The 12,150-nt window shown below is 58.3% G+C and carries 10 protein-coding genes; 6 read left to right on the top strand and 4 right to left on the bottom strand.

Annotated elements, in window-relative coordinates; translation table 11 throughout:
* Positions 1-3 precede the first annotated feature (3 nt).
* Together FBZ97_RS14325 and FBZ97_RS14320 are read right to left on the bottom strand one after the other, a co-directional pair.
* Complete coding sequence (locus tag FBZ97_RS14325; RefSeq protein ID WP_145320540.1) at positions 4-1,770, bottom strand: TRAP transporter large permease subunit; 1,767 nt, start codon at positions 1,768-1,770, stop codon at positions 4-6.
* Positions 1,770-2,345 carry a TRAP transporter small permease subunit gene (locus FBZ97_RS14320; protein WP_145320542.1) on the bottom strand — a complete coding sequence of 192 codons (576 nt, stop codon included), beginning with the start codon at positions 2,343-2,345 and terminating at the stop codon, positions 1,770-1,772. The genes FBZ97_RS14325 and FBZ97_RS14320 overlap by 1 nt, the downstream gene beginning before the upstream one ends.
* A gap of 204 nt (positions 2,346-2,549) precedes the next feature.
* Here FBZ97_RS14320 and FBZ97_RS14315 point away from each other — a divergent pair, with 204 nt between their 5' ends.
* Positions 2,550-3,473, top strand: a complete 924-nt coding sequence (locus FBZ97_RS14315; RefSeq protein ID WP_145320544.1) for a Gfo/Idh/MocA family oxidoreductase — start codon at positions 2,550-2,552, stop codon at positions 3,471-3,473.
* 75 nt (positions 3,474-3,548) lie between these two features.
* A complete protein-coding gene (locus FBZ97_RS14310; protein WP_113351705.1) occupies positions 3,549-4,094 on the top strand; it encodes a GrpB family protein in 546 nt (181 codons plus the stop codon).
* Between the two features lie 21 nt (positions 4,095-4,115).
* Here the strand turns inward: FBZ97_RS14310 and FBZ97_RS14305 are convergent, their stop codons facing one another.
* Positions 4,116-4,565: a DNA polymerase III subunit chi gene (locus tag FBZ97_RS14305; protein ID WP_095434413.1), complete on the bottom strand. Its 450-nt coding sequence runs from the start codon at positions 4,563-4,565 to the stop codon at positions 4,116-4,118.
* A gap of 133 nt (positions 4,566-4,698) precedes the next feature.
* Positions 4,699-6,195 (bottom strand): leucyl aminopeptidase, encoded by a 1,497-nt coding sequence (locus tag FBZ97_RS14300; RefSeq protein WP_145320546.1) that lies wholly within the window; start codon positions 6,193-6,195, stop codon positions 4,699-4,701.
* A gap of 199 nt (positions 6,196-6,394) precedes the next feature.
* Between FBZ97_RS14300 and FBZ97_RS14295 the strand changes: the two genes are divergently transcribed.
* The 4 genes from FBZ97_RS14295 to FBZ97_RS14280 all read left to right on the top strand — a co-directional run bounded on the left by FBZ97_RS14295 (position 6,395) and on the right by FBZ97_RS14280 (position 11,934).
* Positions 6,395-7,177, top strand: a complete 783-nt coding sequence (locus FBZ97_RS14295; RefSeq protein WP_145320549.1) for a phosphatase PAP2 family protein — start codon at positions 6,395-6,397, stop codon at positions 7,175-7,177.
* 102 nt (positions 7,178-7,279) lie between these two features.
* Complete coding sequence (gene lptF, locus FBZ97_RS14290; protein ID WP_113329079.1) at positions 7,280-8,458, top strand: LPS export ABC transporter permease LptF; 1,179 nt, start codon at positions 7,280-7,282, stop codon at positions 8,456-8,458.
* Positions 8,455-9,540 (top strand): LPS export ABC transporter permease LptG, encoded by a 1,086-nt coding sequence (lptG, locus tag FBZ97_RS14285; protein ID WP_113329080.1) that lies wholly within the window; start codon positions 8,455-8,457, stop codon positions 9,538-9,540. The genes lptF and lptG overlap by 4 nt, the downstream gene beginning before the upstream one ends.
* Positions 9,541-11,934: an LPS-assembly protein LptD gene (locus FBZ97_RS14280; protein ID WP_145320551.1), complete on the top strand. Its 2,394-nt coding sequence runs from the start codon at positions 9,541-9,543 to the stop codon at positions 11,932-11,934. It abuts the gene before it with no gap.
* Positions 11,935-12,150: the final 216 nt, after the last annotated feature.

The raw sequence follows: 12,150 nt of genomic DNA, 5'->3' as shown, positions 1-12,150 counted from the left end.
GCCTCAATTAAACGACGGTGGCTGGCTGAGATCGTTGGCCGGCGGGTTTGACGCGCCGCCGCCCTTATCGGCCGGCTTGCTATCAAGCGGATTGCCGCCTGGAAGCTGCAGGCCCGGCAGGCCGAGGCCGCCGCCATTATCCTGGCCGGGTGCGCCGAAGCCGGGGACCTCGATCTTGATCGTGTTGGGATCGACGCCGGTGCCGGCTCCCTTGTAATGCATGACCATCTGCGGGAACATGATCGTCAACGCCACCATCAGGACCTGGATGCCGACGAAGGGCACGGATCCCCAGTAGATCTGCCCGGTCGTGACGGGCGCGATCTGCTTGCCGGTCACCCTGTCGAGATAGGGCACGCGCGCGGCCACCGAGCGGAGATAGAACAGCGCGAAGCCGAAGGGCGGATGCATGAAGCTCGTCTGCATGTTGACGCCGAGCAGCACGCCAAACCAGATGAGATCGATGCCGAGCTTTTCGGCAGCAGGTGCCAACAACGGTACGATGATGAAGGCAAGCTCGAAGAAATCGAGAAAGAAGGCCAGCACGAAGACAAGGATGTTGACGGCAATCAGGAAGCCGACCTCCCCGCCGGGCAGCGATACCAGCAGATGCTCGACCCAGACATGGCCGTTGACGCCGTAGAAGGTCAGCGAAAAGACGCGCGATCCGATGAGGATGAACAACACGAAGGCCGAAAGCCGGGTGGTCGAGGTCAGTGCCGAACGGATGACCTCCATGTTCAGCCGGCCTTTCGCAGCGGCCATTATGAGCGCGCCCACTGCCCCCATTGCGCCGCCTTCCGTCGGCGTCGCGATGCCGAGAAAGATCGTGCCAAGCACGAGGAAGATCAGCGCCAGCGGTGGAATGAGGACGATGATGACCTGCTGGGCCAGCCGCGACATCACGTTGAGCTTCATCCTCTTATCGAGCACGGCGATCGCGTAGATGAAGGCGACGCCAACCGTTGCACCGAGAATATCGGCGTTTTCGCCATAGGCGGGCGTCAGGTACACGTGGGCGGCATAGGCCACGCCGGCGCATATCAGCAATGCGATCAGCAAGGACGTGACGCCGGAGCCAAGCGAGCGAGCTTCCTTCGGCAATGCCGGCATGGAGTTCGGCTTCACGATCGACATAATCAATACATAGAGCATGTAGAGACCGGTCAGCACCAGGCCGGGAATGAGGGCACCGGCATACATGTCACCGACCGAACGGCCGAGCTGGTCGGCAAGCACGATCAGGACGAGCGACGGCGGAATGATCTGCGCCAGCGTGCCGGAAGCGGCGATGACGCCGGAGGCGACCCGCCGGTCATAGCCATAGCGCAACATGATCGGTAGCGAGATCAGACCCATGGCAATGACCGAAGCGGCAACGACGCCGGTGGTGGCCGCCAGCAGCGCTCCGACGAAAATCACCGCATAGGCAAGCCCCCCGCGGATCGGCCCGAACAGCTGGCCGATCGTGTCGAGCAGGTCTTCGGCCATGCCGGATCGCTCCAGCACGATGCCCATGAAGGTGAAGAACGGGATCGCCAGCAGCGTGTCGTTCGACATCACCCCCCAGAATCGATCCGGCAACGCGTTGAGAAGCGGCCATGAGAGATTGATGGTCCCGCCCGAATAGGGTGCGAGCTCGACACCGATCCAGAAGAACAGCAGTCCGTTCGCAGCAAGCGCGAAGGCGACGGGATAGCCCAGAAGCAGGAAAATGATCAGCGAGGCGAACATGATCGGCGCCATGTTCCCAGCAATGAATTCGAGCATCAGCGCGCCTCCCCGGTCGGGGTTTCGACATCGAGCGGCGCATGCGTCGGCACATAGGGAGTCGGATCATCCATATCGCCGCGCATGACGGCGATCTTCTTGATGATTTCGGAGATCCCCTGCAGCGCCAGCAGAAAGAAGCCCGCCAGCAACAAGGCCTTGCCCGGCCAGATGATCAGGCCGCCGGCACTCGAGGAAACTTCCCCTGATAGGAAGGAGATGCGGACATAGGGCACGAGATCGTAGACCATCAGCAGCACGAAAGGCATCAGGAACAGGCAGTGGCCGATGAGATCGATCCAGTGCTGCACGCGGCGCGGCAGGGAGCCGTAGATGATATCGATGCGGATATGCTCGTTCTGGCGCAGCGTATAGGCGGCGGCGAGCATGAAGGCGGCGCCGAACAGATACCATTGCGCTTCCAGCCAGGCATTGGACGATGTGTTGAAGACCTTGCGGACAACGGCATTTCCGGCGCTGACCAAGACAGCGACCAGAATAAGCCATGAGACTGATTTTCCGATGATCTCAGTCACATAGTCGACGATTCGGCTGAAGCCGAGCAATGTTTTCATGATTTCCCCCCGCAGCGATTCTTCCCGGATCTTTTGGCTGCGCAGAGGAAGAGTGCCGATTTCAGGCTGTGAATCAAGAGCCGGCACCCGTTTTCCAAGCATCAAGATTGGACCTGACGGCTGCATTTGCGATTTGCCGCCCTTGCCCGCATGCGGCATTCTGATAAAGATCGCATCAATAATCATACTAATCGAGAGACACCCATGTCCCCCATCAACCTCGCTATCGTCGGTGTCGGCAAAATCGTCCGCGACCAGCATCTTCCGTCCATCGCGAACAATGCGGATTTCAAACTGATCGCTACGGCAAGCCGTCATGGCACTGTCGAAGGGATCCCGGCCTTCACGACCATCGAAACCATGCTCGACGCTGTACCGGAGATCGATGCCGTTTCTCTCTGCATGCCGCCGCAATACCGCTATGAAGCCGCATACAAGGCGCTTTCGGCCGGCAAGCATGTTTTCCTGGAGAAGCCGCCGGGCGCGACGCTCAGCGAAGTGGCCGATCTCGAGAACCTGGCAAAAGGTAAGGGCGTCTCGCTCTTTGCAAGCTGGCACTCGCGCTATGCGCCGGCCGTGGAGGCTGCAAAGAGCTTCCTCGCCAGCACAAATATCCGCAGCGCTCATGTGATCTGGAAGGAAGATGTCCGTCACTGGCATCCGAACCAGGAATGGATCTGGCAGGCTGGCGGTCTCGGCGTCTTCGATCCCGGCATCAATGCGCTGTCGATCGTCACCCACATTCTGCCGCCGCTCTTCCTGACCGGCGCGACGCTCGAATTCCCGGAAAACCGTGATTCGCCGATCGCGGCCGATCTGCGCTTCAAGAGCGGAACCGGCCTTCCCGTCCACGCCGAGTTCGACTGGCGCCAGACCGGCAAGCAGAGCTGGGATATCGTCGCCGAAACGGACGCCGGCCAGATGCTTCTTGCCGAAGGCGGTTCCAAGCTTTCCGTCAATGGCGAGCTGAAATTCTCGGCGCCCGAGGCAGAATATCCCTCGCTCTATCGCCGCTTTGCCGAAATCGTCAAAGCCAGTACATCCGACGTCGACGTTTCGCCGCTGCGCCACGTCGCCGATGCCTTCATGCTCGGCAAGCGCAAATTCGTTGAAGCATTTTACGATTGATGAGGCTTTCCCGGTGAAGACAATGCCGCCCACGGCGTGCTAGCGTGGCGCATCGTCTTCACTGGAGAGATGCCTATGGCATCGGAGCATGAACAATCTTTTGGCCTCGGCGTCGGCAACAAGTCCGTCAAGCTCGCCGACCCGAACCAGAGCTGGCACGAAGCCTATTTGCTGGAGGAAGCTGCCATTCGCAAGGCTCTCGGCGACCTTGCCGTCGATGTCCAGCATTTCGGCAGCACGTCGATCCCAACGATAAAAGCCAAGCCGATCATCGATATTGCCGTTGGCGTGCGGCGCTTCGAGGATGGGCTTGCCTGTGTCGAGCCCATGGCCTCCATCGGCTACGTCTATGCCGGCAGCAATATCGTCCCGGACGACCATATTTTCGGCCGAGACATAGAAGGGGATACCCGCACGCATCTCGTGCATGTGGTCGAATATAATGGCCCGACCTGGCGCAACTTCCTCATCTTTCGCGACCGGTTGCGCAGAGAACCGGATCTGGCGCATGCCTACGAAGCGCTGAAGATCGAGCTTGCGGCAAAATATGCCAATGATCGCGCATCCTATACGGCAGCGAAGAAGGATTTCATTCAGAAGATCCTGTCGGAAGGCGCGTAGCTCTTCACGAGCGGAAAAAGGTCAGGCCTTCTTCTCCCACCGACCGTCCTGCGTCTGCTGCCAATAGGTAAGGTTATGCCCCTCGCCTTTCAGGCGTTTCCATTGGGCCCGCGCGCTTTCCAACTGTTCCTGATCGTAGCCGTCGAACATCAGCACGACGCGCTGATAGGCTCCGACATCCGTCACCTCAGCGCCGTCGATGAAGAAACGTACGGTGGCATCATTTATATTATCAGGCGAAATCGTCAGCAGCACGGGCTGGCGACTTGCCATCTCATCTTCATCGGTGCCATGCGGCAGAAAGCTGTCCTCCCGATAGGTCCAGAGATGGCTGTCAAGGAGATCGCGCCTGGCCGGCTCGCGCATCTGCACAGCGACCTGCCAGCCACGTTCGACACTCTTGTCGATCAGCGGCGGCAGGGCGTCTTCAAGCTTCGATTCCGTCAGATGATAAAAGAGAACGTCGGTCATGACGCCTCTTCTAAAGCAATTCCAGGAAAAGTGCGAAGCGGTTTTCCGTTCGGAATTGCGTCGGAAAAAAGGATAGAGCGTTTTCGCGATTCGAAGAAAAGTGGAAAGGCTCTATCTCACAAAATCCGGCTGGTCACGATTCGTAATTGGAACGGACCAGTTCATCGAGCAGGCGCACGCCGAAGCCCGAACCCCAGGACTGATTGATCTCATCCTGAACCGAGCCCATCGCCGTGCCGGCGATATCGAGATGCGCCCAGGGCGTGTCGCCGACAAAGCGCTTGAGGAACTGGGCAGCGGTGATCGAACCTGCGTGGCGTCCACCGGTATTCTTCATATCGGCGAACTTGCTGTCGATCATCTTGTCATAGTCCTTGCCGAGCGGCATGCGCCAAAGGCGCTCGTCGGTCACAAGGCCTGCCGTCGTCAGCTCGCCCGCCAGCTTGTCGTCATTGCAGAACAGGCCGGCTTGCAAATTGCCGAGCGCGACGAGGATCGCGCCGGTCAACGTCGCCAGATTGATCATGAACTGCGGCTTGAAACGGTCGTTGGTGTACCAGAGTGCGTCGCAGAGAACGAGCCGGCCCTCGGCATCCGTGTTGATGATCTCGATCGTCTGGCCGGACATGGAGGTGACGATATCGCCCGGGCGCTGTGCATTGCCGTCGGGCATGTTTTCCACAAGACCGATGACGCCGATGGCGTTGACCTTGGCTTCGCGCGCGGCAAGCGTATGCATGAGGCCGGTAACGGCGGCCGCCCCGCCCATATCGCCCTTCATCTCCTCCATGCCGGCAGCCGGCTTGATAGAGATACCACCGGTGTCGAAAACGACGCCCTTGCCGATGAAGGCGACCGGCTTGTCTTTCGCCTTGCCGCCCTTCCATTGCATGACCACCAGCCGCGGCGGACGGGCGGACCCTTGCGCGACGCCCAGCAGGGCCGCCATGCCGAGCCGGCGCATTTCCCGCTCCGTCAGGATTTCGATCTCGACGCCAAGTTTTTCCAGTTCCTTGGCCTTGGCCGCAAATTCGACGGGACCGAGAACATTCGGCGGCTCGTTGACGAGATCGCGCGCGAGAATCACGCCGCCGGCCACGGCTTCGGAGGTCGCATAGAGTTTCTTGGCCGCAGCCGCTTCCTGGGTAACGATCGTCACCTTCACCGCCTTGCGGGAGGCCCCCTTCTCGTCCTCATCGCCCTTCTTCGTCTTGTAGGTATCGAAGCTGTAGGCACGCAGAAGCATGCCCAGGGCAAAATCGGCCGCTTCCTTTGGCCCGACTTCGACACTGGGTGCATCGAGGAAAATCGCGACCTTCTCCGTGTTGCGGATTTTTGCAGCGGCGGTGCCGCCAAGCTTCAGCCAGTCGTGCGCGGTCAGGTCCTTGGCCTTGCCGGCACCGATGACGATGATCCGGTCGACGGGCGAGGCCTCGGGCGCGATGATATCCAGACTGCTCAACGCTTTGCTCTTGAAGCCGGATACCGGCGCCGCCTTGGCGAAAATATTCGCCGGATCGGCGCTTTCGGCACCAGCCGGCAGCTCACTGTCCGTTCCTTTCAGGAGAATGGCCAGACCGCCGCTGAGACGAGCCGACTTGGCGAAGGAAATCTCGAATTTCACAGACATTTCTGCTCCGATAATATGCGTCGTAGTGAGAGAACTTTGCACAACCATCATTCAAGGTCTGGCTAAGGAATACAAGCGTTTGGCAAAGCATTCCCCGTTCCTTCGATTTCAAATCCCTGTCATTTAACGTAGATAGGCTATACGCTATGGTGTTTTGTCCGTCCTCAGTGGCGGCTTGATCTTTTGCCGGAAAGCCGCCTTGATCTTAGATTTCAACAGTTTCAACCGTGAAGACCGCTTCCCCGAGATTCTGCGACCGCGCACTGCGGGCGATGCCTTCATCGTCCTCTTCTGTCTCTGGTGGGCGCTGCTCGGCCTCTTCTCGGCTTTTCCACAGATCGACCTTACCGTCGCGAATATGTTTTTTCTGCCGCAGCAATGTCCGGCAGGCGCTCGCCTGGATCGGATATGCGGCATCTTCCCCTACAGTGCCGACACGCATATGCGGCTGCTGCGGGAGATATTCTTCCAGCTTCCCTATATCGTCGCCGCCGTTCTCGTCTGGATGCTGTTTCAGTGCTGGCAGCATCACGGTGCGACCTTCAACAAGCTGCGGGCGCGCAATCTCAAGATCGCCCTCGGTTCGCTGCTGATCGGTCCGGTGCTGGTCGTCAATCTGTGGCTGAAGGCTTTTTCGGGGCGTCCGCGTCCGAGGCAGACCGACCTCTTCGGCGGCACGCTCGACTTCGTCCATGCGGGATCCTTCGCCGGAAAATGTGTCAGCAACTGTTCGTTCATTTCAGGCGAAGCGGCGGCTGCGGGCTGGCTGTTCTGCCTGATCCTCATCATCCCGCAGCCGTACCGATCGGCTGCCGCATTGCCGATCGCGGCCGTTTCGATCCTCATCCCCGCGCTTCGGGTCGCTTTTGGCGGACACTATCTTTCCGATGCCGTCCTCGGCTGGCTTTCCTCGCTTGTCATATTCGCCGCGCTGCTCGCTTTATCCCAAACGACACACGACAGAAGAATCTCGGAAAATTAACGAATTTTTTTCGAGTTGGTTGTCGCCAAAAAAACGTAAACAGCGTAGAGGAGGGTGAATCTCTGTCGGCTCGTTCGGCAGCTGTTGCGTTTAAGGGCCGGCATGAAGTTATTCGAGACATATATCGTACGGCGTGTCGGTATGATGTTCCTGGTAGCGCTGCTGCCAGTGCTCGCCATTATTTGGACCACCCAGGTCCTGCAACGCATCAATCTCGTGACCGATAGCGGCCAGTCGATGGGCTCGTTTGCGAAGCTCGCGACGCTCATTCTGCCGACGATCATCCCGATCGTTCTGCCTTTCGCATTGGTCATCGGCATCACGCAGACCTTGACGGCGATGAACAGCGATTCCGAGCTGACCGTCATGGAAGCTGCCGGCGCGAAGCGCAGCATCATCATCCGCCCGATCATGATTCTCGCCATTGCGATTAGCGTCTTCTCCTTTTTCGTCGACAATGTCGTCGAGCCGAGAGCGCGCGTCGCCGCCCGCCAGATGGTGGCCGAAGCCTATGCCGATCTTCTGTCCACCGTGATCGAAGAGAAGAACTTCCGGCGCATCGAGGATGGGCTCTATGTGCAGATCTCGCAGCGCCTTTCGGGACGAATCCTGAAGGGGCTGTTCGTCGTCGATTCCCGCGACCCAGCCTTTGACCTCATCTATTATGCCAAGGAAGGCGCCGTCGATCCGAGCGGTACGTCGCTGCTGATGAAGGATGGCGAGGTGCACCGCAAGACGCCCGATGGTAGCGTCTCGGTCATCAAGTTCGATTCCTACTCCTTCGACTTGTCGGATATGACGCAAAGCCGCGGCCAGGCAAATGCGCGCGCCAGCGACCGCAGCCTCGGCTTCCTGTTCAATCCGGATACGAACGATCCGGACTACAAGCAAAGACCTGGCGATTACCGCGCCGAATTGCATCGCCGCCTCAACGACTGGGCGCTGCCGGCAATCTTTGCGCTGATATCGCTTGTTATCGCCGGTGATGCGCGATCACATCGCGAGGCGCGGCTACATCCGATGGTATCGGCGCTGACCCTATCCTTCGCGTTGCGCTGGGCGGATTTCTACGCTGCCAACCAGATCGACCATTCAGCCAAATTCATCGGCGTTCTCTACGCAATCAATATCATTGCGGCGCTTATCGCGATCATCCTCTTGCTGCGGAACCGGAAGATGACGATGCCCGTCTCGATCCGCAACCGCCTCAGCAACTGGCGGCAAAGAGTTCAGGACCGCATGCCGACCGCACCAGGCAGCTCGAACGGGGGCGGTGCATGATTTTCGGCACGCTCGGGCGCTACTTCTTCACGCGTTACATCGTGACGACGTTCTGGTTCTTCCTCGGCGTCCTCTCGATCGTTTATCTCGTCGATTTCAGCGAGACCGCTGGGCGGCTTGCCGGCCTGCCCGGATATACCGTCTCCATCGGCTTGCTGATGACGGCGGTCAGACTGCCATTCATCCTGCAGCAGACGGTGCCGTTCATCGCGCTCTTCGTGGGCATGACGGTACTGATCGCCCTCAATCGCCGCCGCGAGCTGGTTATCGCACGCGCTGCCGGCATTTCCGTCTGGCAGTTCATGACGCCCTTTCTGATGGGGGCTTTCTGCGTCGGGCTTCTGACCATGCTTGCCCTCAATCCGGTAGCAGCATGGGGCCAGCGACATGCCGAAGCGATCGAAGCCGATCTGCGCGGCGACCCGTCCTATCGCAATACACTTTCGATTCCGTGGCTGCGCCAGTCCAACGGAAAAGACGACACGATCATTGGTGCAAAGGCCATTCTGAATAACGGAACGACCCTGACGGGCGTCGTGTTTATCCACTTCGATTCACAGGGAAATATCGTCCTGCGACAGGATGCGGACTCGGCAAAGTTGGAAGATGGTTACTGGCTTCTTAACAATGTTGTCGAACGGCGGCCGGGCGAAATTCCGGATCACAAAAATTCGATACAGGTCCGTACGAATCTGAAACAGGATTTCGTCTCGCAACGTTTGGCGCAACCGGAAACCATTGCTTTTTATGATCTTTCTAATCGAATAAAGGTCGCACGCTCCTTCGGCATCTCGACCAACGCACTTGAGACACAGTTTCATTCGCTGCTGTCACAGCCATTCCTTCTCGTGGCAATGACTCTGATTGCGGCAACCGTGTCCCTAAAATTCAGTAGATTCAATCAATCGCGCTCTGTGATTCTGGGTGGAATCCTCTCCGGCTTCGTGCTTTATGTTGTCACCGTGCTTGTAAAGGCATTCGGGAGCAGCGGAGTGGTTCCTCCCTACGTGGCGGCATGGATACCCGTGATCGTCGCATTGGCATTCGGGGCAACGATCCTGCTTCATCAGGAGGACGGCTAAGTGGCGGCAGGCAACCGCAAGAGTATCAGAAAGTATGTGGCTGCCCTCGTTACGGGCACGGCCGCGTGTGCATATATTTTGAGTCCGGTCGTCGCTTACGCCCAGGCCAATAATAATAATGCCAACACCAACAATGGCGGCACCGGCGCTGCGACCTCCCCTATCAAGGTGAAGGTGCCGGAAGGCTCTAAGCTAGTCCTTTCGTCCAACGAATTGGTCTATAACAAGGATACGCAGATCGTCACGGCGACGGGTGCGGTCCAGATCAACTATGGCGGCTATAGAATGGTCGCCCAGAAGGTTGAATATAATCAGAAATCCGGGCGGATGACGGCTCTCGGCAATGTCGAGCTGATCACCCCGGACGGCAATCGCATGTACGGTGACAAAATGGACGTCACCGACAGCTTCTCCGACGGTTTCGTCAACGCTCTGCGCATCGAAATGCCGGACAACACCCGTATGGTCGCCGAAAAGGGCGAGCGGGTCGGCGGCAATCAGCTGATTCTCACAAAAGGCGTCTATACCGCTTGCATGGCCTGTTCCGAGCAAGGCCGCGCGCCACTGTGGCAGGTCAAAGCACAGCGTGTCGTCCAGAACGGCGTGACACACACGATTCGTCTCGAGCACGCCCGTTTCGAGTTGTTCGGACAGCCGATCGCCTATGTTCCGTGGATTACGGTTCCCGACAATACGGTCAAGCGCAAGTCCGGCTTCCTGTTCCCGTCGGTGACTGTTTCCCAGCGTCTCGGTGTCGGTGTAACGGTTCCTTATTATTACGTCATCTCGCCGAGCATGGATGCTACGGTCACCGCAACGGGCTACAGCAATCAGGGTCTGCTGCTTCAAGGTGAATTCCGCCAGCGCTTCGAGAACGGCACTCACACCCTGCGTGTTGCCGGCATCAGCCAGATGAATCCGGACGCCTTCACGGCCGGTACGACCGATGCCGAGCACAAAACACGCGGCATGATCAGCTCCAAGGCAGATTTCAGGATCAATCCTCGCTGGACTTTCGGCTGGGATGTCATGGCGCAGAGCGATAATAACTTCTCGCGCACCTATGGCCTGGATGGTCTCAACCAGAGCACCCATACGAACCAAGCCTATCTGACCGGCATCGGAAAGCGCAATTTCTTCGATATGCGCGCCTTCTACTATAACGTGCAGGACACAGACGATAACGCCACGGCGCAGAAGCAGCAGGCATATGTCTATCCGAGCGTCGATTATCACTATGTCGATCCGAACTCGGTTTACGGAGGCGAGCTGTCGGCAACGATGAATTTCACGCATCTGTCGCGTGATAAGACGTCTGTGCTCGATAATGTCGCAAATCTCGGCGACGCCAGTCTGAATGACCGCTACCTCGGTCTTTCCGGAGATTATACGCGTCTGAGCACCGAGCTGCAGTGGCAGCGTACCTTCACCACGGATCAGGGTCTGGTTTTGACGCCGCTGGCAGCACTTCGCGGCGACGTCTACGGCCTGGACATGAACGGGCCGGCGGCCAACACCTACTCCGGCAATTATGACAACAGCGACTATGCCGCGCGCGGCATGGCGACCCTGGGTCTCGAAGCCAAGTATCCGTTCCTCATTACGACAAGCAATAGCACCCACGTGTTCGAGCCGATCGCACAGATCTATGTGCGCCCGGACGAGCAACTTGCCGGACGGCTGCCGAATGAAGACGCGCAGAGCTTTGTCTTCGATGCGACCAACCTGTTTGATCGTGACAAGTTCTCGGGCTTCGACCGCATTGAAGGCGGCACGCGTGCCAATGTCGGGTGGCGCTACACCGCCAGCTTCGACAGCGGTTACAAACTGCAGCATATTTTCGGACAGTCCTATCAGCTCGCGGGACGCAACTCCTTTGCGACCGACGATCTGGTCGGTGCAGGTTCGGATTCGGGACTTGAAACCACCCGTTCTGACTATGTCACCATGTTCGGCTTGACGACGCCGCAGGGCATTTCGCTGTCGCAGTCCTACCGCTTCGACGAGAAGGATTTCGCCTTCCGTCGCGGGGATACGGCAGTCGGCTTCTCGAACGATGTGTTCCAGACATCCTTGATCTACACGCATATTGCGGCCCAGCCGCAATATGGTTTCACCAGCAATCAGGACGAAATCCAGTCGCGCGCGCAGATCAAGTTCAAGGAATACTGGTCCGTCTTCGGCACGGTCAGCTATGATCTCAACAGCAATGAGATCACTCGCCAGGGCGTCGGTCTTTCCTATGAGGACGAATGCACGATCTTCACCGTGTCATTCCTCGACAAGAAGGATTCGACAGCCAGCTCGGCCACCAATTGGTCGATCGGCGCTCGCCTGACCTTCCGTACGCTTGGCGACGTCAACCTCGGCAGCGTTCAGGACGCAACATTCTGATCTGAATCGAAACTGCAGAGAGCCGGCTTTATCGCCGGCTCTTTTGCATGGATGCGGTTGGCCGCTGCCTACCGCGCAATTCCTTAAATCTGGATCGATTTAAGGAATTGCGCGGCAGATTTAAAATACTACAACGACCTTTGCGCGTCACATATGACGCGCGGCGCTGTCGTGTCATTGTTTCGCCGCAAGGATTTTGCAATTCATCGCGCTTGA

Origin of the sequence: Rhizobium sp. ERR 942 (assembly GCF_007828395.1) — a bacterium.
In the GTDB taxonomy this organism is placed as follows: Bacteria; Pseudomonadota; Alphaproteobacteria; order Rhizobiales; family Rhizobiaceae; genus Rhizobium; species Rhizobium dioscoreae.
This window is presented reverse-complemented; position numbering and strand designations above follow the sequence as displayed.